Source organism: Sphingomonas sp. R86521, from assembly GCF_042466235.1.
In the GTDB taxonomy this organism is placed as follows: Bacteria; Pseudomonadota; Alphaproteobacteria; order Sphingomonadales; family Sphingomonadaceae; genus Sphingomonas.
Map to the genome: position 1 here is coordinate 156,385 of NZ_JAXHBY010000001.1, position 23,752 is coordinate 180,136.

The 23,752-nt window shown below is 66.6% G+C and carries 25 protein-coding genes, 1 tRNA gene and 1 pseudogene; 21 read left to right on the top strand and 6 right to left on the bottom strand.

Annotated elements, in window-relative coordinates; translation table 11 throughout:
• Positions 1 to 92 precede the first annotated feature (92 nt).
• The 6 genes from SJY20_RS00785 to SJY20_RS00810 all read left to right on the top strand — a co-directional run bounded on the left by SJY20_RS00785 (position 93) and on the right by SJY20_RS00810 (position 6,069).
• Positions 93 to 2,576, top strand: a complete 2,484-nt coding sequence (locus tag SJY20_RS00785) for a helicase-related protein (RefSeq protein ID WP_380784701.1) — start codon at positions 93 to 95, stop codon at positions 2,574 to 2,576.
• Positions 2,569 to 2,874, top strand: a complete 306-nt coding sequence (locus SJY20_RS00790; protein ID WP_380784702.1) for an RNA-binding S4 domain-containing protein — start codon at positions 2,569 to 2,571, stop codon at positions 2,872 to 2,874. Before SJY20_RS00785 ends, SJY20_RS00790 begins: the two co-directional genes overlap by 8 nt.
• A 514-nt stretch (positions 2,875 to 3,388) precedes the next feature.
• Positions 3,389 to 3,730, top strand: a complete 342-nt coding sequence (gene fdxA / locus SJY20_RS00795; protein WP_147083476.1) for a ferredoxin FdxA — start codon at positions 3,389 to 3,391, stop codon at positions 3,728 to 3,730.
• A gap of 203 nt (positions 3,731 to 3,933) precedes the next feature.
• Positions 3,934 to 4,467, top strand: a complete 534-nt coding sequence (locus tag SJY20_RS00800; protein ID WP_380784703.1) for a CarD family transcriptional regulator — start codon at positions 3,934 to 3,936, stop codon at positions 4,465 to 4,467.
• 113 nt (positions 4,468 to 4,580) lie between these two features.
• Positions 4,581 to 5,312 carry a head GIN domain-containing protein gene (locus SJY20_RS00805; RefSeq protein WP_380784704.1) on the top strand — a complete coding sequence of 244 codons (732 nt, stop codon included), beginning with the start codon at positions 4,581 to 4,583 and terminating at the stop codon, positions 5,310 to 5,312.
• 61 nt (positions 5,313 to 5,373) lie between these two features.
• Positions 5,374 to 6,069, top strand: a complete 696-nt coding sequence (locus SJY20_RS00810; protein ID WP_380784705.1) for a GIN domain-containing protein — start codon at positions 5,374 to 5,376, stop codon at positions 6,067 to 6,069.
• A gap of 37 nt (positions 6,070 to 6,106) precedes the next feature.
• On the opposite strand, the gene SJY20_RS00815 is transcribed toward SJY20_RS00810, so the two are convergent.
• Positions 6,107 to 6,523: a DUF1489 family protein gene (locus tag SJY20_RS00815; RefSeq protein WP_380784706.1), complete on the bottom strand. Its 417-nt coding sequence runs from the start codon at positions 6,521 to 6,523 to the stop codon at positions 6,107 to 6,109.
• A gap of 16 nt (positions 6,524 to 6,539) precedes the next feature.
• Entirely contained in the window at positions 6,540 to 7,937 is a 1,398-nt protein-coding gene (gene mgtE / locus SJY20_RS00820) for a magnesium transporter (RefSeq protein WP_380784707.1), read from the bottom strand.
• A gap of 107 nt (positions 7,938 to 8,044) precedes the next feature.
• Between mgtE and SJY20_RS00825 the strand changes: the two genes are divergently transcribed.
• The 6 genes and pseudogenes from SJY20_RS00825 to SJY20_RS00850 all read left to right on the top strand — a co-directional run bounded on the left by SJY20_RS00825 (position 8,045) and on the right by SJY20_RS00850 (position 13,513).
• Entirely contained in the window at positions 8,045 to 8,500 is a 456-nt protein-coding gene (locus SJY20_RS00825; protein WP_380784708.1) for a peptidylprolyl isomerase, read from the top strand.
• Positions 8,501 to 8,619: 119 nt separating this feature from the next.
• A pseudogene (locus SJY20_RS00830) lies at positions 8,620 to 9,455 on the top strand (hydroxymethylpyrimidine/phosphomethylpyrimidine kinase).
• A complete protein-coding gene (locus tag SJY20_RS00835) occupies positions 9,443 to 10,072 on the top strand; it encodes a ribonuclease HII (protein WP_380784709.1) in 630 nt (209 codons plus the stop codon). Before SJY20_RS00830 ends, SJY20_RS00835 begins: the two are co-directional and overlap by 13 nt.
• Before the next feature lie 148 nt (positions 10,073 to 10,220).
• A complete protein-coding gene (locus SJY20_RS00840) occupies positions 10,221 to 11,375 on the top strand; it encodes a site-specific DNA-methyltransferase (RefSeq protein WP_380784710.1) in 1,155 nt (384 codons plus the stop codon).
• Between the two features lie 134 nt (positions 11,376 to 11,509).
• Positions 11,510 to 12,559, top strand: a complete 1,050-nt coding sequence (gene folP / locus SJY20_RS00845; RefSeq protein WP_380784711.1) for a dihydropteroate synthase — start codon at positions 11,510 to 11,512, stop codon at positions 12,557 to 12,559.
• Between the two features lie 69 nt (positions 12,560 to 12,628).
• Entirely contained in the window at positions 12,629 to 13,513 is an 885-nt protein-coding gene (locus SJY20_RS00850) for a bestrophin family protein (RefSeq protein ID WP_380784712.1), read from the top strand.
• Here SJY20_RS00850 and SJY20_RS00855 read toward each other — a convergent pair.
• Both SJY20_RS00855 and SJY20_RS00860 read right to left on the bottom strand, forming a co-directional pair.
• Positions 13,494 to 14,018 (bottom strand): cupin domain-containing protein, encoded by a 525-nt coding sequence (locus tag SJY20_RS00855; protein WP_380784713.1) that lies wholly within the window; start codon positions 14,016 to 14,018, stop codon positions 13,494 to 13,496. The genes SJY20_RS00850 and SJY20_RS00855 overlap by 20 nt on opposite strands.
• Positions 14,015 to 14,935 (bottom strand): alpha/beta fold hydrolase, encoded by a 921-nt coding sequence (locus SJY20_RS00860; protein ID WP_380784714.1) that lies wholly within the window; start codon positions 14,933 to 14,935, stop codon positions 14,015 to 14,017. The genes SJY20_RS00855 and SJY20_RS00860 overlap by 4 nt, the downstream gene beginning before the upstream one ends.
• A gap of 630 nt (positions 14,936 to 15,565) precedes the next feature.
• Here SJY20_RS00860 and SJY20_RS00865 point away from each other — a divergent pair.
• Positions 15,566 to 15,850, top strand: coding sequence for a hypothetical protein (locus tag SJY20_RS00865; RefSeq protein ID WP_380784715.1), 285 nt, complete (start codon positions 15,566 to 15,568; stop codon positions 15,848 to 15,850).
• A gap of 19 nt (positions 15,851 to 15,869) precedes the next feature.
• Here SJY20_RS00865 and SJY20_RS00870 read toward each other — a convergent pair whose 3' ends face one another.
• Entirely contained in the window at positions 15,870 to 17,285 is a 1,416-nt protein-coding gene (locus tag SJY20_RS00870) for a sigma-54-dependent transcriptional regulator (protein ID WP_380784716.1), read from the bottom strand.
• Between the two features lie 130 nt (positions 17,286 to 17,415).
• Between SJY20_RS00870 and SJY20_RS00875 the strand changes: the two genes are divergently transcribed.
• The 8 genes from SJY20_RS00875 to SJY20_RS00910 all read left to right on the top strand — a co-directional run bounded on the left by SJY20_RS00875 (position 17,416) and on the right by SJY20_RS00910 (position 22,847).
• The gene (locus SJY20_RS00875; RefSeq protein WP_380784717.1) at positions 17,416 to 17,541 is read left to right on the top strand and encodes an aa3-type cytochrome c oxidase subunit IV; all 126 of its coding nucleotides are present in this window, start codon (positions 17,416 to 17,418) and stop codon (positions 17,539 to 17,541) included.
• Positions 17,541 to 18,662 (top strand): NAD(P) transhydrogenase subunit alpha, encoded by a 1,122-nt coding sequence (locus SJY20_RS00880; RefSeq protein WP_380784718.1) that lies wholly within the window; start codon positions 17,541 to 17,543, stop codon positions 18,660 to 18,662. Before SJY20_RS00875 ends, SJY20_RS00880 begins: the two co-directional genes overlap by 1 nt.
• Before the next feature lie 142 nt (positions 18,663 to 18,804).
• The gene (locus SJY20_RS00885; RefSeq protein WP_380784719.1) at positions 18,805 to 19,176 is read left to right on the top strand and encodes an endonuclease domain-containing protein; all 372 of its coding nucleotides are present in this window, start codon (positions 18,805 to 18,807) and stop codon (positions 19,174 to 19,176) included.
• The gene (locus tag SJY20_RS00890) at positions 19,176 to 19,475 is read left to right on the top strand and encodes an NAD(P) transhydrogenase subunit alpha (protein ID WP_380784720.1); all 300 of its coding nucleotides are present in this window, start codon (positions 19,176 to 19,178) and stop codon (positions 19,473 to 19,475) included. The genes SJY20_RS00885 and SJY20_RS00890 overlap by 1 nt, the downstream gene beginning before the upstream one ends.
• Before the next feature lie 138 nt (positions 19,476 to 19,613).
• Positions 19,614 to 21,047: an NAD(P)(+) transhydrogenase (Re/Si-specific) subunit beta gene (locus SJY20_RS00895; protein ID WP_380784721.1), complete on the top strand. Its 1,434-nt coding sequence runs from the start codon at positions 19,614 to 19,616 to the stop codon at positions 21,045 to 21,047.
• A gap of 67 nt (positions 21,048 to 21,114) precedes the next feature.
• Positions 21,115 to 22,038: a hypothetical protein gene (locus SJY20_RS00900; protein WP_380784722.1), complete on the top strand. Its 924-nt coding sequence runs from the start codon at positions 21,115 to 21,117 to the stop codon at positions 22,036 to 22,038.
• A 63-nt stretch (positions 22,039 to 22,101) separates the two neighbouring features.
• A tRNA-Val gene (locus SJY20_RS00905) sits at positions 22,102 to 22,177 on the top strand.
• Positions 22,178 to 22,484: 307 nt separating this feature from the next.
• Positions 22,485 to 22,847, top strand: coding sequence for a hypothetical protein (locus tag SJY20_RS00910; protein ID WP_380784723.1), 363 nt, complete (start codon positions 22,485 to 22,487; stop codon positions 22,845 to 22,847).
• A gap of 373 nt (positions 22,848 to 23,220) precedes the next feature.
• On the opposite strand, the gene SJY20_RS00915 is transcribed toward SJY20_RS00910, so the two are convergent.
• Positions 23,221 to 23,718 (bottom strand): Rid family hydrolase, encoded by a 498-nt coding sequence (locus tag SJY20_RS00915; RefSeq protein ID WP_380784724.1) that lies wholly within the window; start codon positions 23,716 to 23,718, stop codon positions 23,221 to 23,223.
• Positions 23,719 to 23,752: the final 34 nt, after the last annotated feature.

Here is a 23,752-nt window from a genome sequence, read left to right on the forward strand (position 1 = left end):
TTCGGGTGGGAACCAACACGCGGCGCCCTCTCTGGACGGTCTGCTTATCGCAAGTCATTGCAAGCCCGCCTGTAACCTCCGATGTTACCGCGATGAACGACGATGGGTCCGGTGCGATCACGGCGGTGCTGGGGCCGACCAACACGGGCAAGACGCATCTCGCGATCGAGCGGATGTGCGCGCATTCCAGCGGCATGATCGGCTTCCCGCTGCGGCTGCTGGCGCGCGAAGTCTATGACCGGGTCGTCGCGATCAAGGGCGCCAACCGCGTCGCGCTGATCACCGGCGAGGAAAAGATCACGCCGCCCGACGCGCGCTGGTTGCTGTGCACGGCCGAGTCGATGCCCGACCGGGATGTCGCGTTCGTCGGCCTGGACGAGGCGCAGCTCGGCGCCGATCCCGAGCGCGGCCATGTCTTCACCGACCGGTTGCTGCGCGCACGCGGGCGTGAGGAGACGATGATCCTCGGCTCCGAAGCGCTGCGCCCGATGATCAAGTCGCTGGTCCCGACCGCCGAGATCGTCAACCGCCCGCGCTTCTCGACGCTGAGCTATGCCGGCGCGCGGAAGATCAGCCGGTTGCCCAAGCGCTCCGCGATCGTCGCGTTCTCCGCAGAGGAGGTCTACGCGGTCGCCGAGATGCTGCGGCGGTTGCGCGGGGGCGCGGCGGTGGTGATGGGCGCGCTGTCCCCCCGCACTCGCAATGCGCAGGTCGCTATGTTCCAGGCCGGCGAGGTCGATTACCTGGTCGCGACCGACGCGATCGGAATGGGGCTGAACATGGACGTCGCGCATGTCGCGTTCGCGTCGCTCAACAAGTTCGACGGCAAGCGCCAGCGCCGGCTGACCGTCGCCGAGATGGCGCAGATCGCCGGCCGCGCCGGCCGCCACCAGCGCGACGGCACCTTTGGCGCATTGTCGGACGACGGCCCCGGCGCGTTCCTGCCCGAAGAGGTGCTGGCGATCGAGGAACACCGCTTCCCGCGGCTCGAGAACCTCTACTGGCGACAGGGCGAACCCGATTTCTCGAGCGTCGACGCGCTGATCGCCAGCCTGGAAGCGCGCCCGCCATCGGGCGTCCTGCGCGCCGCGCCTCAGGCGCTCGACCTCGGCGTGCTGAAGCGGCTCGCGGAGGAAGGCTGGGTCCGTGAGCGGGCGCGGCATCCGAAGATGGTGGCGCGGTTGTGGGCGGCGTGCGGCGTGCCCGATTTCCGCAAGACCGGGCTCGACCCGCATGCGCGCTTCGTCTCGCGGTTGTTCGGCCATCTGAGCGAGGCGCGCGGGCATATCCCGCACCAGTGGTTCGCCGACGAGATCGCCCGCCTCGATACCGTCGCGGGCGATGTCGAGGTGATCGCGGGGCGGATCGCCGCCGCGCGCAGCTGGGCGTATATTGCGCAGCGCAGCGACTGGCTGGCCGATCCGGCGCATTGGGCTGGCCGCACCGCCGCGCTCGAGGAACGGCTGTCGGATGCGCTCCACGCCAGCCTGACGCAGCGCTTCGTCGACAAGCGCACCACCGCGCTGATGCGCCAGATCGGCGCGGATGCGTCGTCGCTGCCGGTCGTGATCGGTGCCGAGGGCGAGGTGATGGTCGAGGAGCATGCGATCGGCCGGCTCGACGGTTTTCGCTTCACCGTCGCCGCCGATGCCCGCGCGAGCGACAAGCGGCTGCTGCTCGCGGCGGCCGAGAAGCGGCTCGCGGGCGAACGGGCGCGGCGCGGGCAGGCGCTCTCGGATGCTGCCGACGCCGATATCACGTTGACCGAAACCGGAATCGCCTGGGCCGGCCACCGCGTCGCGACGCTGGGCGCGGGGCCGTCGCTCGCACGCCCGAAATTGGTGCTCGACCGCGACCTCGACTGTCTCGACCGGACGATGCGCGACCGGGTGCAGGCGCGGCTCGGCGCGTGGCTGGCGACGATGCTGGGCAAGCGCGTCGGCGGGCTGGTCCGCCTTGCCGAGGTCGCGCGCGATCCGCAGGCGACGCCGGCGCTGCGCGTGGTGGCGAGCGCGGTCGAGGCGGCGGGGGGCATCACCCCGCGGCTGCCGCTGCGCCTGTCGCTCGATGCGCTGCGCCCCGACGAGCGCAAGCGGCTGCGCACGATCGGCGTCACGATCGGGGCGCTAGACCTTTTCGATGCGCGGTTGCTGAAGCCGGGTGCAGCCTATTGGCGCCGCGCGTTGCTCGCGACGCGGGGGACGCCGCCGTCGCCCGCGCCCGATGGAGCCACGGTGTTGCCGCGGTCGGGCGCCGGCCTAGAGAACGGCTTCCGTCCGCTCGCGCACCAGTGCGTCCGCGTCGACTTGGTCGAACGGATCGCCCGTGCGGCGCATGATTCCAGAGATGGCCGAACGCCGTTCGCGCCCGATCCGGCGCTCGCGACGTCGATCGGGCTGGACGCGGCGTCGCTCGATCGGTTGATGGCGGAACTCGGCTTTCGGCCGGTCGCCGGCGACACCCCGCGCTGGGTCTGGCGCGGCCGGCCGCCCGCCAAGGCGCCGCCGCCACCGGCGTTCGACACCGCGATGTCCGGCGCGTTCGCCGCGCTGGCCGAACGCGTCCGCCATGGCTGACGGCATGCGGATCGATCGCTTCCTGTGGTACGTCCGGCTGGCCAAGACCCGCAGCGCCGCGCAGGCGATCGCGGAGAAGGGCCGGTTGCGCATCGACGGCCGCCCGATCGACCGCGCGCATTGCCCGGTCCGCATCGGCAACGTCCTGACGTTCGCGGCCGGCGACCACGTCCGCGTGATCCGCATCGAAGCATTGCCCGCCCGGAGAGGCCCCGCCCCCGAGGCGCAGGCGTGTTATCAGGATCTGATCCCCGGCAACACGCCCGCCGACAGCGTCCGCGATTCCGCGGCCGAGTGACCGATGCGCTTCGGGGCGAGCGATCGCCAAAGCGCACGCCGCCGCCGCACCCCATCCCGTCATCCTGACGAAAGTCAGGACCCAGGATATCATAGGACAGCGCCTTGTGGCTCTGGGTCCTGACTTTCGTCAGGATGACGGAGTGGCCTCCGAACGGCCGGGGCGCGTGAGGGGCGAGACGAGCGAAAGCCTGATAACGTTTCGCAGAAGGCCTGCTATGATTGACGCGACCGGCACGAGCGATCGTCGAAGCGCACGCCGCCGCCGCACCCCCTCCCGTCATCCTGACGAAAGTCAGGACCCAGGATACCATAGGACAGCGCCTTGTGGCTCTGGGTCCTGACTTTCGTCAGGATGACGGCGTGGCCTCCGAGCGGCCGGGACGCGTGGGGGCGAGACGGGCGAAAGCCTGATAACGTTTCGCAGAAGGCTTGCTATGATTGACGCGACCGGCATGCGCGCATAGTCGCTGGCGCGTTCGTCGCCGGAAAGACTTCGGCCAAGGGAGCCCAGAATGACCTACGTCGTCACCGATGCCTGCATCCGCTGCAAGTACATGGACTGCGTGGAAGTGTGCCCCGTGGACTGCTTCTACGAAGGCGAGAACATGCTCGTCATCAACCCCAGCGAGTGCATCGACTGCGGCGTGTGCGAGCCCGAATGCCCGGCGGAAGCGATCCTGCCCGACACCGAGAGCGGGCTGGAGCAGTGGCTCGAACTCAACACCACCTTCTCGGCGCAATGGCCCAACGTCACGCGCAACGCGAACCAGACGCCGCCCGATGCCGATGCGATGAAGGGCGTCGAGGGCAAGTTCGACAAGTATTTCTCGCCCGAGCCCGGCGCCGGCGACTGAGGTCCGCGTCGGTCGCGAGGTGGGACAAGCGTCCTGCCATGATCGGCTGGTAATTTTGTTCCAAAGCTGTTAAGAGGGTCCGTAACGGGCACGATGAATCGCGCCCGCTGGAGTGTGTTCGAACCCTATTCCCTCCCGGATAGCTGAGCGGCAAGTCCTTTGCCGCTGTATCGCTGTGGAGGCATGACCCGGAAAGGCCCCATATGGCTGCCAAGGCACTGTCCTTCGACGTCGGTGATTATGTTGTTTACCCGAAGCACGGCGTCGGCCGCGTGATCGACCTGCAACGGTCGGAAATTGCCGGCATGACGCTGGAACTCTATGTGCTGCGGTTCGAGAAGGAGCGCATGACGCTCCGCGTGCCGACCAACAAGGCCGAAAGCGTCGGCATGCGCAAGCTGTCGTCGGACAAGACCATGCGCGAGGCGATGGACACGCTCAAGGGCAAGCCCAAGGTCAAGCGCACGATGTGGTCGCGTCGCGCCCAGGAATATGAAGCGAAGATCAACTCGGGCGATCTGGTGTCGATCGCCGAAGTGGTCCGCGACCTGTTCCGTGCCGACGACCAGCCCGAGCAGAGCTATTCCGAGCGCCAGATCTTCGAAGGCGCGACCAGCCGCCTGGCGCGCGAACTCGCCGCGATGGAAGAGGTCGAAGAGCCCAAGGCGCAGGAGAAGATCCTCGATATCCTCCGCGCTGCCGCCGCGATCTACAACAAGGACAAGGTGCCCGCGTAAGCGCTGGCTCCTATCCGGGTACGGAAAGGGCGGTCCTCGGGGCCGCCCTTTTTTTTGATTGGCGCGACTGGCGATCCGGTGTATTGTTCATGCAACACACAGGAGGGATCGCCATGAAGTCGTTCGCGCTAGGCCTACTTATCCCGCTCGCAGCCTGCTCGTTCAGTTCGAGCAGCGACGCCGAGGGCACCGCGGTTGCCGCGCAAGGCAGTGGCGGCGCCCGCAGCTTCCAGGTCACCGACTTCACCGGGATCGCGCTGAAGGGGTCCGACGATATCGACGTCCGCGTCGGCACCGGCTTCTCGGTCCGCGCCGAGGGGCCGACCGCGGAACTCGACAAGCTGCGCATCGACAAGGACGGGTCGACGCTCAACGTCGGCCGCAAGAACCGCACCGGGTTGAACTGGAGCGGGGGCAGCAAGGTCAAGGTCTTCGTCACGCTGCCGCGGCTGATCGAGGCGAACGTCGCGGGGTCGGGCAACATGACCGTCGACCGTGTCGAAGGCAGCAAGTTCGATGGTGGGATCGCCGGATCGGGCAATTTGCAGGTCGCCGCGCTACAGGTCGAGGAGGCCGCATTCTCGATCGCCGGGTCGGGCAACGCGACCGCCGCGGGCACCGCAAAGGCGCTGAAGATCGAGATCGCCGGATCGGGGAATGTCGAAGGCAGCAAGCTCCAGGCGCGATCGGCGACCGTCGCGATCGTGGGATCGGGCGACGCCACGGCGGTCGTCAACGGTGCCGCCCAGGTCGACATGATGGGGTCGGGCGATGTCGACCTCGGCCCCAACGCCCACTGCAAGGTGTCGAAGATGGGGTCCGGCTCGGTTCGCTGCGCCAACTGAGCTGGCGCCTGGGTCGGCACCCGACTTGCCAGCCGCGGCGGGACGCGCGAGGCTGTCGAGCATGAGATACCTCCTGCTCGCGCTGCTCCTCGTTCCCGCCGCTGCGCCGGCCGCGACCCGTACGGTTTCGATCGGCAGCTTCGAACGCATCCGCATCGACGGCCCGTTCGAGGTCCGTGTCGAGACCGGGCGCTCGCCGGGCGCGACGATCTCGGGCGACGGCCGGGCCACCGAGGATGTCGAGGTCCGCGTCACCGGATCGACGCTGGTGGTCGGCAAGGGCCTGAACGGCTGGGGTGAGCAATCGCGGACCGGTACCGGACCCGTCGTCGTCACGCTGACCACGCCGACCCTGGTCTCCGCGGTCGTGGTCGGCGGCGGGCGGGTGACGATATCGGGGATGAAGGCGATGCGCGTCGACCTGTCGGTCAGCGGCGCCGGCAGCCTGACGCTCGCCAAGGCCGATACCGACCAGTTGAACGCGACCGTGATCGGCACCGGCCAGATGACGATCGGAGGCCGCGCCGCGCGCGCACGGCTGACCACCAGTGGCCCCGGCGTGATCGACGCGTCCGCGCTCGACACCAGCGACCTGATCGTCTCGGTCGACGGTGTCGGCGATACCAAGGCTAGGGCGCGCGGGTCCGCGCAGGTCACGAATACCGGGCTGGGGAAGGTGACGGTGCTCGGCCCGGCGAAATGCGTCGTGAAGGCGCCGGCCGGTGGCCCGGTGATCTGCGGGGCCGCATCCCCCTGATCGTCACCCCAGCCTGCGCTGGGGTGACGGTGGGGGGTCAGATCAGCGCAAGTTCCGCGAGCTTGCCGACCAGCGCCGCGGGCATCGCGTCCAGTCCGCTGGAATCGCCGCCCAGGTCGACCGGGGCGTCCGCGCCCTCCAGATACCGCCAGCCCTGATGCGCGCGCTTCGGTCGCGCCTGGACCAGCACCAGCTCGGGATCGATATGGATCGCGACGCGGCCGCCCTCCGCTTCGCCGAACCCGAGGATCGGCGAGCGCGCGACCAGTTGGTGCTTGAGGATCCAGAACATCGAACCCCCTTCGCCTACCGGGCCCGCGATCTCCTCGTGCCGTTTCGGTAGATAGCGCGTCGTCAGGAACACCGGCCCCTCCGTCCCGCGCAGCCGCAGCCGTTCGGCGAGATGCTCGACGCTTTCCGCGCCGAACGCGACTTTTGTCAGATGGAGCGGCATGGACAGCCCAGATGGGTCAGCCGTGCAGCCCCCACAAGGTGGCGAGGCCGAGGAACGAGAAGAACCCCATCGTATCGGTCAGCGTCGTCACGAACACCGCCGACGACACCGCCGGATCGACGTTCATCCGGTCGAGCGTCACCGGGACCAGCACGCCGCCCAGTCCGGCGGTGACGTTGTTGATCATCATCGCCGCGGCGATCACGATCGACAGGTCGCGATTGTCGAAGATCACGTACGTGCCGACGCCGATCAGAGCGCCCAGCATCGCGCCGTTCGCCGCCGCGATCCGCAGTTCGCGCAGCACCATCCACCGCGTGTTCGAACTGGTTAGCTGGTTGGTCGCGATCGCGCGCACCACCACCGCCAGCGTCTGCGTCCCGGCATTGCCGCCCATCCCCGAGACGATCGGCATCAGCACCGCGAGCAGCGCGAAGGTCGCGATTGTGCCCTGGAACAGCCCGACGATCGACGACGCGATCATCGCCGTCCCCAGGTTGACGATCAGCCAGGTCATCCGCGTCCGCACGGTCAGCCGGATCGGTTCGTTGATGTCGCCGTCGCCAGCACCTGCCAGCCGCAGCGTATCCTCGCCCGCTTCTTCGGAGATGATGTGGACGATGTCGTCGACCGTGATCATCCCGACCAGCCGGCCGCCATTGTCGACCACCGCCGCCGAGATCAGCGCGTATTTCTGGAAGCGCAGCGCGACTTCCTCCTGGTCCATGTCGACCGGGATCAGCGTCTGTTCACGCTTCATGACGTCGGCCATCGCGATCCCGCGCGGGGTCCGCAGCATCCATGACAGCTGGCAGGTGCCGATCGGCTTGTGCGCGGGATCGACGACGAAGATCTCCCAGAAATCGGTCGTCAGCTCTTCATGGCCGCGCAGGTAATCGATCGCGTCGCCGACGGTCCAATGCTCAGGGACAGCGATCAGCTCGCGCTGCATCAGGCGGCCGGCGGATTCCTCGGGATAGCTCAGCGCTTCCTCGATCGCGGCGCGATCGTCGGGGTCGAGCGCGCGCAGCACCGCGCGCTGCTCGTCCTCGTCCATGTCCTCGATGATCGCGACGGCGTCATCGGTGTCGAGCTCGGACGCCAGGTCGGCGACCTCGGTCGGGGTCAGCGCATCGATCAGGTCCTCGCGGACATAATCGTTCATCTCGGCGAAGACGTCGCCGTCGAGCAGGTCGCTGACCGCATGCGCGAGGCCCGCGCGATCCTCGCGCGGGGTCAGCTCGAACAGATCGGCGATGTCGGCCGGATGCAGCGGCTCGACCAGCGCCCGCGCGCTTTCGGTGTCGCCGGCCTCGACCGCGTCGAGCACGGCACGCACGAACTCGGGTTTGAGCCGGTCGTCCTCATCGAGCTGGGTTTCGGTTTCCGCTTCGGGAAGCTCGATCTCGCTCATCGCTGGCTCGCTTTTTCGATGTTCGGATGGGCCCTAACCCGCCCGGCGCGCATTTGCCAGTCGGGCGGCGGCTCCCTATCTGCCGCGGATCAATTCAGGAGACTATCATGGCCGACACCCCCGAAACGCTGACGCTGACGCTCGAAAGCGGCGACGTGACGATCAAGCTGCGCCCCGATCTGGCGCCCAAGCATGTCGAGCGGATCGTCGAGCTGGCGAATGACGGCTTCTACGACGGCGTCGTCTTCCACCGCGTGATCCCAGGCTTCATGGCGCAGGGCGGCGATCCCACCGGCACCGGCATGAGCGGTAGCGACAAGCCCAACCTCAAGGCCGAATTCTCGGCCGAACCGCATGTCCGCGGCGTGTGCTCGATGGCGCGCACCAACCAGCCCGACACCGCGAACTCGCAGTTCTTCATCGTGTTCGACGACGCGCGATTCCTCGACAAGCAGTACACCGTCTGGGGCGAAGTCACCGACGGCATGGACCTGATCGACGCGCTGCCCAAGGGCGAGCCTCCGAAGACGCCGGGCAAGATCGTCAAGGCCCGCGCCGCGTAAGCAATGCCGTCACCCCGGCTGACGCCGGGGTGACGCAAACGCCTGTGTTCTCCTGCTTTCGCAGGAGAACGTACGCTGGGGACGGTGACGCTCAACGCGCACGGCGCTAGGGACACTCCATGTCCGCGCGCATCCCCCGTATCCTCGTCATCGCCGGATCGGATTCCGGCGGTGGCGCCGGTATCCAGGCCGATATCAAGACGATCACGATGCTGGGTTGCCATGCGCTGACCGCCGTGACCGCGATCACCGCGCAGAACACGCTCGGCGTGCAGGCGGTTCACCCGATCCCGACCGCGATGGTGCTAGCGCAGATTGACTCGGTCGTGTCCGACATCGGCGTCGATGCGGTCAAGATCGGGATGATCGGATCAGCCGAAACCGCCAACGCCGTAGCTGATCGTCTGGCGCAGTTGTTCCCCGCGAAGGCGGGGGCCCAGGCTGGGCCCCCGCCTTCGCGGGGGAACAAGGGGGCGGGCGGGTCCCCATCGTCTTCGACCCCGTCATGGTCGCGACCAGTGGTTCGGTGCTGGCCGATGTCGACACCATCGCCGCCTTTACCCGCCTCATGCAGATCGCCACGCTGGTGACCCCCAACCTCCCCGAACTCGCCGCGCTCGGCGGAGAAGCCGCGATCCGTGCGCTCGGCGCTGCGGTGCTGGTCAAGGGCGGGCATGCCGAGAGCGAGACCGTCACCGATCGGCTGGTCGCCGACGACGGCGAGACGTCATGGTCCAACCCACGCATCGTCACCCGGCACAGCCACGGCACCGGCTGCACGCTCGCCAGCGGGATCGCCACCGGTCTGGCCGCCGGCATGCCGCTCGCCGACGCGATCGACCGCGCCATCGCGTTCGTGCGTGCCGCGCTTGCCGCAGCACCCGGTCTGGGCGAAGGCCATGGGCCGATGGGACACGCGCTGGGAAAGATACCGTTCGACCGATGCCGGGACTGAAACACGAAAAGCTGTGCATCGCGCCGGTCGCGGGCGTCGACGAGGCCGGTCGCGGGCCGCTGGCCGGGCCGGTGGTCGCCGCCGCGGTGATCCTGCCGGCGCGCGGGGTGCCGCGCGGGATCGACGATTCGAAGAAGCTTTCGGCCTCCGAGCGCGAACGGCTGTGCGCGCGGCTGCTGGGCTGCGCGGTGGTCGGGATCGGCATCGTCGAGGCGGACGAGATCGACACGCTCAACATCTATTGGGCGACGATGAAGGCGATGACGCTGGCGGTCGAGGCGCTGGCACAGGCGCCCGCGCACGTGCTGGTCGACGGCAACCGCCTGCCGCGCTGGCGCCATGCCGCGACCGCGCTGGTCGGCGGCGATGCCAAGTCGCTGTCGATCGCCGCCGCGTCGATCGTCGCCAAGCACACCCGCGACACCATCATGCTCGCGCATGCCGAACTGCACCCGGCGTACAACTGGCATTCGAACAAGGGCTATGGCTGCCAGCATCATCTGAAGGCATTGCGCGAGCACGGGCCGACCCCGTTGCACCGCCGCAGCTTCGCGCCGGTCGCCGCGGCGTACGCAAGTCTGGAGCTGAGTCTTTCGCGCAACACCGCTACTGCTTGAGTCGGCGCGTGCGACCCGACTCAATATCTGGCGGGGAAGCGGTCGAATGTCGCGCGACACCGGCGATCGCCGCCACCGCCCTTAACCAAAGTTTGCTTGACGGGGTCGAAGGATTCCGCCGGTATGCCCGGACAATGGGGGCGGACATATGGGTGTGATCGAAATCGCGCGGCCGCGAGCCGTTTCTGCAGCCGCGAGGCCACGAGCCGTTTCTGCAGTAGCGCCCGTGGTGTTGCCGCTGGACAGCATCCTGCGCGGCGATTGCATCGCGGCGATGCGCGCGCTGCCGGCGAAGTCGGTCGACATGATCTTCGCCGACCCGCCCTACAACCTTCAGCTCGGCGGCGACCTGTGCCGCCCCGACGGCAGCCATGTCGACGCGGTCACAGACGACTGGGACAAGTTCGACACCTTCGCCGCCTACGACCATTTCACCCGCGCCTGGCTCAAGGAAGCGCACCGCATCCTTAAGGACGATGGCACGATCTGGGTGATCGGCAGCTATCACAACATCTTCCGGGTCGGCACGGCGGTGCAGGACCAGGGCTTCTGGATCCTCAACGACATCGTCTGGCGCAAGACCAACCCGATGCCCAACTTCCGGGGGACGCGCTTCACCAACGCGCACGAGACGCTGATCTGGGCGTCGAAGGGCGACAGGGCCAAATACACCTTCAACTATCGCAGCATGAAGACGCTCAACGACGAGCTGCAGATGCGCTCCGACTGGGAGTTCCCGATCTGCGGCGGGGGCGAGCGGCTGAAGAAGAACGGCACCAAGGTGCATCCGACGCAGAAGCCCGAGGCGCTGATCTATCGCATCCTGCTGGCGTGCACCAAGCCCGGCGACGTCGTGCTCGATCCGTTCTTCGGCACTGGCACGACTGGCGCGGTGGCGAAGCGGCTGGGGCGGCACTGGATCGGGATCGAGCGCGAGGGCGATTATATCGACGCGGCGCTGGAGCGGATCGAAGCCGCGCTGCCGCTCGACGAATCGGCGCTGTCGACGATGATGAGCCCGCGGACGCAGCCGAAGGTCGCGTTCGGGGTGCTGGTCGAAAACGGCTATCTGGTGCCGGGTGCGGTGCTGACCGATGCCAAGCGGCGCTGGCGTGCGGCGGTGCGCGCCGACGGATCGCTGCTCAGCGATTGCGGCACGATCGGATCGATCCACAAGCTCGGCTCGACGCTGCAGAACGCGCCGGCGTGCAATGGCTGGAGTTTTTGGCACCACGAGACGCCCGAGGGGCTGAAGCCGATCGACACGCTGCGCCAGACCTATCTGCTGGCGACGACGATCTGATTTGCTGTTCCCCGGCGCAGGCCGGGGCCCAGGTGGGGAGTCCTTGCTGACGAAGGACCGTTCGTTGCCACGAACGTCCGCCAACTGGGCCCCGGCCTTCGCCGGGGAACAAGGGCCGACGCACAAGGAACGCCATGACCAGCCTCCACCTTCGCCCCGTCCAGTTCGTCGACACCCCGATGACCCACCCCGACGGCGCCGTCGCGCGGCTTGCCGGCGGGATGACGTGGTTCGCCGCGTATGAGGTGATCGAGGGGAGAACCCGGCGAACGATGCCGATCGCCGACGCGGTCGCGCTCGGCGATCGCGCCGCGCGGCTGCATGCCGCGATCGTCGCCCCCCGCGCGCCGCTCACGCTCGGCAGTCGCACGCTGCGGTTCGACCAGCCGGTCGTCGCCGGTATCCTCAACGTCACTCCCGACAGCTTCTCCGACGGCGGCAGGCACGGCGTCGATGCCGCTGCGGCCGGCGTCGACATGGCCGCGGCCGGCGCGACGCTGATCGACCTCGGTGGCGAATCGACCCGCCCCGGCGCCGCGGCGGTGTGGGAGGGCGACGAGATCGCGCGCGTGCTGCCGGTCGCCGAACGGCTGGTCGCGAGCGGTGCGCTGGTCTCGATCGACACCCGCAAGTCCGCGGTGATGGAGGCGACGCTGGCGGCGGGCGCGCACATCGTCAACGACGTCTCGGCGCTGCTGTGGGACGACCGCGCGCTCGGAATGGTCGCGCGCAGCGGTTGCCCGGTGGTGCTGATGCACTCGCCCGATCCCAAGGCCGGCGGGCACGGCAGCGGGGGCTATGCCAACGTCCTGACCGATGTGTTCGACTGGCTGGAGGCGCGGATCGCCGCGGTGGTCGCAGGCGGCGTCGATCCCGCGCGGATCATCGTCGATCCCGGCATCGGCTTCGGCAAGACGCTCGCGGAGAACCTCGCGCTGCTCAACGGGCTCGCGATCTTCCACGGGCTCGGGTGTCCGATCCTGCTCGGCGCCAGTCGCAAGCGGCTGGTCGGAGCGCTGTCGAACGAGGCGCCGCCCGACCAGCGTCTCGGCGGCTCGATTGCGCTCGCGGTCCGCGGAGCCGAACTGGGCGTGCAGATCCTACGCGTCCATGACGTCGCCGAGACGGTCCAGGCGCTGAGGGTCTGGCGCGGGTTGCGCGATCAGGCGCTGACCGGGGGCTGACCATCTCTACTGCGTTGCAGCATATGCCCGGTTCGGGCATGACGGATCGTTCATAATCGGAGCCGCCTCGTGATCGTTACCGCTACGCCTCGCCTCAGCCAGATCCTCAGCGAGGTGTGGCGTCCGCTGCTTGGGCTGTTCGTGTGGGACGTCATTGTCACCGTCACCTATTACGTGCTGCCGTTCCACGCGCCGTCGCTGCCGCTGACGCTGTTCGGGACCGCGCTGGCGCTGTTCCTCGGGTTCCGCGACAATTCCGCCTATCAGCGCTGGTGGGAAAGCCGCGGGCTGTGGGGGCTGATGATCAACGCCTCGCGCAGCCTGGCGCGGATGACGCGCAACATGCTGCCCGAACCCGAGGGCCACGACATGAAGCGGACCATCGTGCTCCGCCAGATCGCCTATGTGAACGCGCTGCGCTGCCAACTGCGTCGCCATCCGGTGCCACCGGAGGTCCGGCGGTTCCTGTCCGAGGAAGAGGCGTCGTTCGCGCTGGCGCGCACCAACATCGCCAACGGCATCCTCGACGGCACCGGGCGACGCATCGACATCTGCCGCCGCAACGGCTGGATCGACACCATCCAGCAGGCCTCGTTCGAGCGCATCCTGGTCGACATCGCCAACGCGCAGGGCGGGATGGAGCGGATCAAGAACACCCCACTGCCCAACCAGTACCGCTTCTTCCCGAGCATCTTTACCCGGCTGTTCTGCATCCTGCTGCCGATCGGGCTGGTCGAGACATTGGGGTTCGCCACGCCGATCGGCTCGACGATCGCGGGGCTGATGTTCCTGGCGGTACTTCAGATCGGCGACGACCTGGTTGACCCGTTCGCGGACACCATCCACGACGTCCCGCTCGACGCGATGTGCCGGACGATCGAGATCGACCTGCTGCAAGCCATCGGCGACCCCGCACCCGAGCCGCTGACGCCGGTCAAGGGTGTGCTGTGGTAGTGGCGGGGCGATCCGCGCGCGAAGGTCTTGGATCGGACGCCGCCTCGACATAGTGCGTGTCGGTCGGACCAAACCCGCTGATATAGACCAGCGCCGGCTCGGTACGCGTCAGCGCGAAATGCGGCGCGCCTGCCGGTTCGGTATAAAAGCTGCCGGAAACGAGAGGCTTTACAGCCGCCTCTCCGGCCTTGGTGCCATAGCCGAAATACCAGGTGCCCGACACGACGACGGCAGAGCGCTCATCGCGGTGGGTGTGCGCAGCGATCCGCGTGTTCGCCGGAACACGCAGCGCGATCGTATAGGGGCCCGCGACGGCTGGATCGCCGTACAGCGTGGTGGTCTGTATACCGGCGACGCCCGACGTGCCGGTGCCGGCGCCGCCCTTTGTCATAGCTGCGATCTCGGATGGACTCAGGCGGATTTCGCCGACCGGTGGCGCCGCGAACACGGAAGAGGTCGCTGCCAGTGCAAGGCTCAGGCCGAGCACTGGGTTGCGGGCGCTCACTTGCCTCGCTCGAGGAAGGCGCGGACGATCGCGCCGGTTGCCTTGGGGTTTTCTTCCATGATCCAGTGCCCCGACCCGGGGATGATCCCCTCCTGCACGTTGCTGGCGGCGAACCGCATGACGGTTGCCATCATCGGCCCGAACGATTTCTCGCCGCCGATTGCCAGTACCGGCATGTCCAGCTTGCCCTTGGCGGCAAGGAGCGCCGTGTTGTCGATCGCGTCCCGATCGAACGCGGCAAACTGCATGAAGCCGGAATGCATCGCGCCCGGCATGGCGTAGAGCTTGGCATAATGCTCACGCGACCCTTCCGTGAAGGCTGCGGGGGTTGCCGAGAACTCGTTCCAGAACCGGTCGAGATAGATGCGCTCGCGTCCTGCGACGAGCCGCTCCATATCCGGGCCGCCAAAGCGGAAATGCCAGAGCAGCGGATTCTTGAGGACCTCCTCCCAAGGACCGACGCCGGGAAGCGGCGCGTCTATCAGGACGAATCGCGTCACGCGCTCGGGGTGTTGAACGGCGAACGCGTAGCCGACCATATTTCCGATATCATGCGTGACGAGATCGGCCTTCGCGATCTTCAAGGCGTCCATCACCCCTGCAACGTCCCCTGCCTGTGTCTTCTTGTCGAAGCCACCGACAGGCTTTGACGACAGGCCAAGACCGCGAAGGTCCGGAACGATGACGGTGTGGTCGCGTGCGAGATCGGCCGCCATCGGCGCCCACATGTCGCCGGTTTCGCCGTAACCATGGAGCAACACGACGGCGGGCCCCTTACCGCCTACGCGGACATGGATGGTGACGCCATTCGTCGCGATCTCCTGAGTTCGGAAAGCCGATGAGAATGGCGGAGCCTGCGCCGCCGCGGGACTGCAAAGCACGAGGACCGTCAACATGGCGATGAGGGATCGAATCATGACTTATCTCCGGACATTTGGCATCGACCTGCCAACCGCGTGAGCGCACGCAGTCGCAGGCAAGTTCGGCAAGCAAACTCAACAACCAACTAATCAGGATAACTATCGCGCTATCGCGCTGATACTAACACGCCAATAAGACGTTTATAACACTATAATCGGCAAATTCTATATTTACGATGCGGTTATATTAAAAACTCAAGATAAGTAACAAGCTATACCTATGGAGATCGGCGTCGAGGCCTTCGGCGGGCGTTCTGCGAAAATCGTAGGAGGTCGACCGTTCGGCTGACGTCTCCTCTCCGCGCGCGGCCGGGCGTGTACGACTGCTACGAGATCGGCCAAGCGAATGAGGCTGTTTTTCCAGCGCGTACAACCAGTTCTCGGTAGAACGGACAAAGACGAGAACGGTAGATTTGGCGGACGTTGACAACAGGCGGCACGTCCCTGATAACAGCCGCATGTACGCTCCTGCGACACATTTGCGCTTCCGCGACCATTCCGGCCAACTCGCCGCACGCGGTTAGCCCGAGCTCGCGGCAATTGGCCGTTTGAGTTCGGGCTTCGTTCGATCTGACTTTTGGGACGTGCTCTGCGCGCCCATGATCTCGAATAAGCGGATACCGCACCGTGCCAAACGATATTTCAGAATCCGATACGCCTAATCCGGCAAACCGTAATCGCTCGGGCGATAACACGCCGCCGCAACCGTTTCTCCGGGTACGGCCGAAGCATTTCTTCTCGAACAAGTTCGATATGGAAATCGTCGAGGACTATTCCAAAGCCGAACTTGAAGAGAGGCCCGACGACAGCCAGAAATGGCTGGGGCGACTGATCGACATGAACCTGTTTCTCTTGATCGTCGTCGTCGGCGTTCCGGTGCTCGTCTATTGTATCATGGCATCGTCGACATAGGCTCGGCGATGCGCCGTCTTCACGCGGCGTTGTCGATCCCCAGTTCGCCGAGCTTGCGGTACAGCGTCGACCGGCCGATCCCGAGCCGCCGCGCGACTTCGGTCATGCGGCCGCGATAATGGCCGATCGCGAGGCGGATGACGTCGGCCTCGATCTCCTCCAGTGCGCGGAGATTGCCGTCGGGGCGGAACAGCGTGACGCCGCCGCCGCCCGCGGCTGCCGCGGTGGGGCCGCGCTGGCGGTTGCCGAGGGCGGCGATCTGCGGGAAATCGGCCTTGGTCAGCGCGGCGCCTTCGCACAGCACGGCGGCGCGGAAGAGCGCGTTCTGGAGCTGGCGGACGTTGCCGGGCCAGTCATATTGCACCAGCAGCGCCAGCGCGTCGTCGGTGATGCCGAGCGGACGCAAGCCGGGCTGCTGCGCGATCCGCGCGAGCAGGTGACGGGCGAGCGCCGGAATGTCGCCGGTGCGCTCGCGTAGAGGCGGGATCGCGACCTGGACGACGTTCAGCCGGTAATACAGGTCCTCGCGGAACCGCCCGGCCTCGACCTCGTCGAGCAGCGCCTTGTTGGTCGCGGCGATGACGCGGACGTCGACCTGGCGTGGATGCCGCGCGCCGATCGGCTGGACCTCGCCGGTCTGCAGCACGCGGAGCAATTTGACCTGCGCCTCGAGCGGCATCTCGCCGACCTCGTCGAGGAACAGCGTGCCGCCGTCGGCATCCTGGAAACGACCGATCTTGCGTTCGAACGCGCCGGTGAACGCGCCTTTTTCGTGCCCGAACAGTTCGGATTCGACCAGGTTCGCCGGGATCGCACCGCAATTGACGCTCGTCATCGGCTTTTTCGATCGCGGCGAGGCGGAATGGATCGCCTCGGCGATGACCTCCTTGCCGACGCCGATCTCGCCCTCGAGCAGCACCGCGACGCGGGCGCGCGCAGCCTTGGCGGCGATCGCGAGCGCCGAGCGGAAGTCGGGCGACGAACCGACGATCTCGTCGAACGCGAGCAGCGCAGGGATCTTCTCGGTCAGTGGCCGCAACTCGCCCGCGGTGGTGCCGGCGACCGCGGCGTCGAGCGCGGCGAGGAAGCGGTCGGGGGCGAGCGGCTTGACCAGGAAGTCGGTGGCGCCGGCGCGCATCGCCGCGACCGCATGCGAAACCGAACCATTGGCGGTCAGCATCAGGATCGGCAGCGCGGGCCGGCGCTCGCGGAGCGCGGCGATCAGCGCGGTGGCGTCGCCGTCGGGTGCCCAATGATCGAGCACGATCGCATCGAGCTGCATCCCATCCTGCGTGCCCAGCGTCGCGATCGCCATCTCGCTGTCGGTCGCGAAGATCGCCCGCCAGCCGCCGCGCGCGGCAAGGGCTGCGACCAGGCGACGTTGTGCCGGCTCGTCGTCGATCAACAATACTAGGCGCTGCCCGTTGCGCGTCATGGCGATTCCCGTCCCCTAATAGGACAGCCGTACCGCACCAGGGTAAAGGGCGCCTTAAGCCGTTGCGCGGTGGACTTGAGGGTTAGGCGGGGGCAGGATAGCGTCGAAGCAACGATATCGAGGATGGGCGATGGCCGGCGACGGGAACATGAATGCGCATGTGGCGACCTATGGCAAGGTCACCACGATGATGAAATGGGGCAGCGTCGCGGTCGCGATCATCGCCGCCGTCGTCATCTGGCTGATCGCGCACTGATGAAGATCGCCGTCCTGAAAGAGCAAGCGGACGGCGAGCGGCGCGTCGCGGCGACGCCCGAAACGGTGAAGAAGTTCATCGCGCTCGGCGCGACGCTGGCAGTCGAGACCGGTGCGGGCGAAACCGCGTCGATCGCGGATGCCGCCTATGCCGAGGCCGGGGCGACCGTCGGTGATCGCGCGGCCACGCTGGCGGGGGCGGACATCGTGCTGGGCGTGCAGGGTCCCGATGCTGCGAGCCTGACCGGCGTCGCGCCCGGCGCGTGGATCGTCGCGAGCCTCAACCCGTTCGGGGAGCGCACCCGCATCGATGGCTATGCGGCCGCGGGGTACGAAGCGCTGGCGATGGAATTCATGCCGCGCATCACGCGCGCGCAGTCGATGGATATCCTGTCGTCGCAGTCGAACCTGGCCGGCTACAAGGCGGTGCTCGATGCGGCGGCGGAATATGGCCGTGCGTTTCCGATGATGATGACCGCGGCGGGCACGGTCAGCGCGGCGAAGGCGTTCGTGATGGGCGTCGGCGTCGCCGGTCTGCAGGCGATCGCGACCGCACGGCGGCTCGGCGCGCAGGTCTCGGCGACCGACGTCCGCAGCGCGACCCGCGAGCAGATCCAGTCGCTCGGCGCGAAACCGATCTTCGTCGAGAATGTCGCCGGGATCGAGGGCGAGGGATCGGGCGGCTACGCGGGCGAGATGAGCCCCGAATACCAGCAGGCGCAGGCCGAACTGGTGACCGCGCACATCGCCAAGCAGGACATCGTCATCACCACCGCGCTGATCCCGGGGCGTCCCGCGCCACGCCTGATCTCGGCGGCGCAGGTCGCGAGCATGCGTCCGGGCAGCGTGATCGTCGACCTCGCAGTCGAACAGGGGGGGAATGTCGAGGGCGCGGTCGCGGGCCAGGTCGTTGTCGTCAACGGCGTCAAGATCGTCGGCCACCGCAACGTGCCGTCGCGCCTCGCGGCGGATACCAGCGCCTTGTTCAGCCGCAATCTGTTCAATTTCCTCAGCGCGTTCTGGGACAAGGACGCGGGCAGGCCGGTACTCGACGCCGAGATCGGCGACGCGATCCGCCTGACCCAGGGCGGCAAGGTCGTGAACCCACGGTTGCTCGCATGATCGATCCTCCCCTGGAAGGGGAGGTGGCGCGCGTCAGCGCGACGGAGGGGTGTCGCCCGCCGTTATCACGCGCGCGTATCCGACGGGGGACACCCCTCCGTCAGGCTGACGCCTGCCACCTCCCCTTCCAGGGGAGGATGTGATGTTGCAGGGAACCGGGGCCAGCAACGAGCAAGCGAAGGTTTTGCGGCGGACGATGTCCCCACCGGAGATCGCCTTGTGGATGGCGCTCCGCCAGCGACCCGCCGGCCTTAAGTTTCGCAGACAGCATCCGTCGGGCCCGTTCGTCGCCGATTTCTACTGCCACGATGCCCGGATGATCGTCGAAGTCGATGGTACGGCGCACGACTATGGGAACCGACCAGCGCGCGATGCGGCGCGGGACCGCTGGTTCGCGCTCCGTACTATCGCCGTCATGCGGATAGCCGCCGCGGACATTCTGCGCGATACCGACGCCGCCGTGCGTGGAATCGTGGCGTTCGCTACCAAGCGGCTCGCCGCACAGGAGGAATAATGGACTTCATCGCGATCCTGTCGATCTTCGTCATGGCGTGTTTCGTCGGCTATTACGTGGTCTGGTCGGTGACGCCGGCGCTGCACACGCCGCTGATGGCGGTGACCAATGCGATTTCCAGCGTGATCATCGTCGGTGCGCTGATCGCGTCGGCGGCGGCGGGTTCGACGGTCGCCAAATATCTCGGGCTGCTCGCGGTGGTGCTGGCCAGCGTCAACATCTTCGGCGGCTTCGCGGTCACCGCGCGGATGCTGGCGATGTACAAGAAGAAGGAGCGGCCGGCGGCCGTTCCTAAGTAACGATCCGTCAAATCCTCCCCTGCAAGGGGAGGTGTCGCGAAGCGACGGAGGGGTGACACGCTATCGGCGGGGTCACCCCTCCGTCAGGCCTCCGGCCTGCCACCTCCCCTTGCAGGGGAGGATATAAGGGGAAGAATAATGCACGACGTCGCGGTAAATCCCTGGGTGGCGCTCGCCTACCTCGTCGCAGGGGTGTGCTTCATCGTCGCGCTGCGCGGCTTGTCGAGCCCGGCGACCAGCCAGCGCGGCAACCGCTTCGGCATGATCGGCATGACGATCGCGGTGGTCACCACGCTGGTCACGCACCTCAACGTCGGGATCTGGGAGATCGTCGTCGCGATCGCGATCGGCGCCGCGATCGGCCTCACCACCGCGCGAAAAATCGCGATGACCGACATGCCGCAGCTGGTCGCGGCGTTCCACAGCCTGGTCGGGCTGGCCGCAGTGCTGGTCGGTGTCGCCGCCTATCTGAACCCCGAAGCGTTCGGCATCGCCGATATCGTCACGCCGATGATCGGCCAGCCCTTTGCCGCGATCCATCAGGTCAGCCGGGTCGAGCTGATCCTGGGCGTTGCGATCGGTGCGATCACGTTTTCGGGGTCGGTGATCGCGTTCCTCAAACTGAACGGCAACATGGGCGGCAAGCCGATCCTGCTGCCCGCGCGGCACTGGATCAACCTGGCGGTCGGCCTCGCCATCCTGTTCTACGGCTTCGGCTTCTACATGAGCCAGGCGCCGATCGACTTCTGGATCGTCGTCGCGCTCAGCTTCGTGATCGGCTTCCTGCTGATCGTCCCGATCGGCGGCGCCGACATGCCGGTGGTGGTGTCGATGCTCAATTCCTATTCGGGCTGGGCCGCTGCCGCGATGGGGTTCACGCTGCACAACACCGCGATGATCATCACCGGCGCGCTGGTCGGCAGCTCGGGGGCGATCCTCAGCTACATCATGTGCCGCGCGATGAACCGCAGCTTCCTCAGCGTGATCGCGGGCGGGTTCGGCGCGGTCGCCGATGCCGGCGGTGGCGCGGCCAAGGAACAGCGCCCGTGGAAGCGCGGCTCGGCCGAGGATGCCGCGTTCCTGATGAGCCAGGCCGAACAGGTCATCATCGTCCCCGGCTACGGCATGGCGGTCGCGCAGGCGCAGCACGCGCTACGCGAGATGGGCGACAAGCTGAAGGCACACGGCGTCCGCGTGAAATACGCGATCCACCCCGTCGCGGGGCGCATGCCTGGGCACATGAACGTGCTGCTGGCAGAGGCGAACGTGCCCTATGACGAGGTGTTCGAGCTCGAGGACATCAACGGCGAGTTCGCACAGACCGACGTCGCGTTCGTGATCGGCGCCAACGACGTCACCAACCCCGCCGCCAAGACCGACAAGACCTCGCCGATCTACGGCATGCCGGTGCTCGACGTCGAAAAGGCGAAGACCGTGCTGTTCATTAAGCGCAGCATGGGCGGGGTCGGCTATGCCGGCGTCGACAACGACGTGTTCTACATGGACAACACCATGATGCTGCTGGCCGATGCCAAGAAGATGGTCGAGGATATCATCAAGTCGCTAGACTGAGTTGATCGGACGAAAACCGACCGGGTTCGGGTGTAAACCGGTCGCGCTATCCCGCTAGTCTGGTGGGATGACCGGCGGCGATCCAAACCTGAGTTATGCTACCGGCCCGACGATCATGCTGCTGGTCGCGCCGACCGCACCCGATCGGCTGGCGGCGGCGATCGAGGTGATCGGATGGGCGGCGGTGCGGCTCGACTGGAACCAGCCCCGTGCGCCGTTCGCAATCCCGCAGGTGGTGGCGATCGAGGCGGCCGGCGTCGACGACGCGGTGCTGCGCGCGACCTTGCCAGACATCGCCGACTGGGCCAGCGACTGCGGCGCGACGCTGGTGGTGGCGATGTCGCCCGACCAGATCGACACGGTAACGGCCGTGACGCTGGGCGGCGCGATCGACTTGCTGGTCGACCCCGACGTCGCGGAATGTGCCGCCGCGCTGACCATCGCCGCCGAACGCGCGCGGACCCCTGCCGGCGTCTCCGATATCGGGCGGGAAAGCGACACCGCACGGTTCCACCGCCTGAACGCCGAGGTCGCACGGATCGCCGATACGCTCGCCCGACTGACGCGCGCCGAACAGGACTACGAACCGCCCCCGATCGTCGGCGACCGCACCACCCGCTATGGCGCCGCACCCACGCAAGCGACCCCGACGGCCGGCGAATTCCGCCGCACCATCCGCGCCCGGCGGTTGCGCGACCAGTTCTTTGGCACGGGGTATTTCGAGGATCCGGGCTGGGACATGCTGCTCGACCTCTACGCCGCCGAGCTCGAGGGCACGCAGGTCTCGGTCTCCAGCCTGTGCATCGCCGCTGCGGTCGCACCCACCACGGCGCTGCGCTGGATCGGCCGGATGTCCGACGCCGGCTGGTTCGAACGCCGCCCCGACCCCCTCGACCGGCGCCGCGCCTATATGGCGCTGTCGCTGCGCGCGAGCGAAGCGATGCAGGGCTATATGGCAGCGGTACGGCGCACCGATACCGCACTGAGCTAGCGCCGGCCGATCACCGCGACCCTTGCCCTATGCCAAAACCGCGCTATTGCGGGGTTCCCGAGAGGGCGATTAGCTCAGTTGGTAGAGCGTCTCGTTTACACCGAGAATGTCGGCGGTTCGAGCCCGTCATCGCCCACCATCCTCCTGCTTGATTTCAAGGGATTTTCTCGCCTGCTGGCGAAGCCGCAGCGGATCGACGTCAGAGCCGTGGTCAGCAAGTGGTCAGCAGCGGATACGAATTAGGGTGTCTTGCATGATCAATCGATCGGTCGATCCCCTTCTGGACCGCTCGTATCGGATGCGACGAGCGCCATCGTAGGAGCGCGACTTGATCGCTGGCTTGGCATTCCGCCCTCTGTTTCGAGCCGCGTGCGATGTACGGCCCTTGGGCAGCAGGCCAGTCGACGCCAGGCTCGACGGACGGAAGGCCAAAGGACGATCCGTTCATGCGTCCGGATTCATTCGCGGGCGGGCGCATCGATCTCTCCCAGGATGACGTCGACCGATCCGAGCGCCGTGATGAGATACTTCGGATCATACTTGCCATAGACTTCCGTCTTCGGCTGCAGCTAAGCGGGGCGGTGGCCGAGGAGCACGGAAAGCTCCTGGCCCTGCACGCCGCGACGGCGCAGTTCGGTCGCGATGGTGTGTCGCAACGTCTTCGGACTGGTTCGACTTGCAGCCTCAACGCACGGCGCATGGTGCCCCACGCCCGGCTGCGGGACTTCGGCATGGACGCATCCGTCCGCTTCAGCGCCTCCGTTCGCCAGACTTCATGCATCCGTGCAAGCCTGGTAGGCGCGGGATGACTGGATTAAACTTTCTGGTCCGCGGAGCCCGGCAGGGGTGGAGATCGATTATCTTCGAGCCAGGTCTCGCGTCTGTAGCGAGGCTAGAGGCGCCAAGGAGCCTTTTCGAGGTAGTCATGCCTGAGGGTGACATCTACCTATTGAACCGGGCGGCATGGGATTCGCTGATTTATGCACCTCATATGGCTGAAATCAGCCAGCTTGCGGCTACCGATGGCAAGAAGGGGCTCTTCCGGGATGATGCGCCTAATTTAGAGCCCGGCCTCTTAATGGACAGCTGCGATCGGAGCAGGCCCATAGCGAAAATAGTATCGTCGTTCTCCGTTGAACTGACGTGACGATCTTATCAGTTGCAGATGGTGTTGTTGGAGCGCTACTTCGCCGCGATAGCTTCGATCTCCACCAGATATTCGGGCGCTACCAAAGCTGCTACTTGAACCGTCGATCGGGCAACGGTCGATGGATTTTCGTTCGTGCCGAAGAATTCTCGAAAGCCCGCGTTGATTGCTGCGATATCAATTCGGCCCAGCTTGGGATCACCTGCGGCAAATATCGTGAGTTTTACAACATCGGCCATCGTCATTCCGTCCTTGGAAAGGATGATCTTTATCTTGTTCAGCGCGCTGATGGTCTGGTCCTTCGTGTCACCGAATGCCGCTACGGACGTTTTGGACCCGACCTCATACTTTTCCGGGCTCTGAGGCGAGGCGACTTGCCCGCTTACGAACACCATCGTCGCTGCGGGCGTGACCTTGACGGACTGTAGGATCAGATCCGTCGGGGAGAGTTCGCGTCGGATTACATGCTGTGCATGAGCCTGTGTGGTCATAAGAGTTGCGACCGTTGAAAGTGCAAGTATCAATTTATTCATAATTAGATCCTTCATGCAGAGAAGTACTGAGGAA

What these genes read in the sequence shown, in the direction of transcription:
- SJY20_RS00810 (WP_380784705.1), top strand. Translation starts at nt 5,374, where the DNA reads ATGAGATACCTCCTGCTCGCGCTGCTCCTCGTTCCCGCCGCTGCGCCG.
- SJY20_RS00825 (WP_380784708.1), top strand. Translation starts at nt 8,045, where the DNA reads ATGGCCGACACCCCCGAAACGCTGACGCTGACGCTCGAAAGCGGCGAC.
- SJY20_RS00805 (WP_380784704.1), top strand. Translation starts at nt 4,581, where the DNA reads ATGAAGTCGTTCGCGCTAGGCCTACTTATCCCGCTCGCAGCCTGCTCG.
- SJY20_RS00900 (WP_380784722.1), top strand. Translation starts at nt 21,115, where the DNA reads ATGACCGGCGGCGATCCAAACCTGAGTTATGCTACCGGCCCGACGATC.
- SJY20_RS00860 (WP_380784714.1), bottom strand. Translation starts at nt 14,935, where the DNA reads ATGATTCGATCCCTCATCGCCATGTTGACGGTCCTCGTGCTTTGCAGT.
- SJY20_RS00815 (WP_380784706.1), bottom strand. Translation starts at nt 6,523, where the DNA reads ATGCCGCTCCATCTGACAAAAGTCGCGTTCGGCGCGGAAAGCGTCGAG.
- SJY20_RS00890 (WP_380784720.1), top strand. Translation starts at nt 19,176, where the DNA reads ATGGACTTCATCGCGATCCTGTCGATCTTCGTCATGGCGTGTTTCGTC.
- SJY20_RS00910 (WP_380784723.1), top strand. Translation starts at nt 22,485, where the DNA reads ATGCGTCCGGATTCATTCGCGGGCGGGCGCATCGATCTCTCCCAGGAT.
- SJY20_RS00885 (WP_380784719.1), top strand. Translation starts at nt 18,805, where the DNA reads ATGTTGCAGGGAACCGGGGCCAGCAACGAGCAAGCGAAGGTTTTGCGG.
- mgtE (WP_380784707.1), bottom strand. Translation starts at nt 7,937, where the DNA reads ATGAGCGAGATCGAGCTTCCCGAAGCGGAAACCGAAACCCAGCTCGAT.
- SJY20_RS00870 (WP_380784716.1), bottom strand. Translation starts at nt 17,285, where the DNA reads ATGACGCGCAACGGGCAGCGCCTAGTATTGTTGATCGACGACGAGCCG.
- folP (WP_380784711.1), top strand. Translation starts at nt 11,510, where the DNA reads ATGACCAGCCTCCACCTTCGCCCCGTCCAGTTCGTCGACACCCCGATG.
- SJY20_RS00835 (WP_380784709.1), top strand. Translation starts at nt 9,443, where the DNA reads ATGCCGGGACTGAAACACGAAAAGCTGTGCATCGCGCCGGTCGCGGGC.
- SJY20_RS00880 (WP_380784718.1), top strand. Translation starts at nt 17,541, where the DNA reads ATGAAGATCGCCGTCCTGAAAGAGCAAGCGGACGGCGAGCGGCGCGTC.
- SJY20_RS00875 (WP_380784717.1), top strand. Translation starts at nt 17,416, where the DNA reads ATGGCCGGCGACGGGAACATGAATGCGCATGTGGCGACCTATGGCAAG.
- SJY20_RS00895 (WP_380784721.1), top strand. Translation starts at nt 19,614, where the DNA reads ATGCACGACGTCGCGGTAAATCCCTGGGTGGCGCTCGCCTACCTCGTC.
- SJY20_RS00785 (WP_380784701.1), top strand. Translation starts at nt 93, where the DNA reads ATGAACGACGATGGGTCCGGTGCGATCACGGCGGTGCTGGGGCCGACC.
- SJY20_RS00840 (WP_380784710.1), top strand. Translation starts at nt 10,221, where the DNA reads ATGGGTGTGATCGAAATCGCGCGGCCGCGAGCCGTTTCTGCAGCCGCG.
- SJY20_RS00800 (WP_380784703.1), top strand. Translation starts at nt 3,934, where the DNA reads ATGGCTGCCAAGGCACTGTCCTTCGACGTCGGTGATTATGTTGTTTAC.
- SJY20_RS00790 (WP_380784702.1), top strand. Translation starts at nt 2,569, where the DNA reads ATGGCTGACGGCATGCGGATCGATCGCTTCCTGTGGTACGTCCGGCTG.
- SJY20_RS00915 (WP_380784724.1), bottom strand. Translation starts at nt 23,718, where the DNA reads ATGAATAAATTGATACTTGCACTTTCAACGGTCGCAACTCTTATGACC.
- fdxA (WP_147083476.1), top strand. Translation starts at nt 3,389, where the DNA reads ATGACCTACGTCGTCACCGATGCCTGCATCCGCTGCAAGTACATGGAC.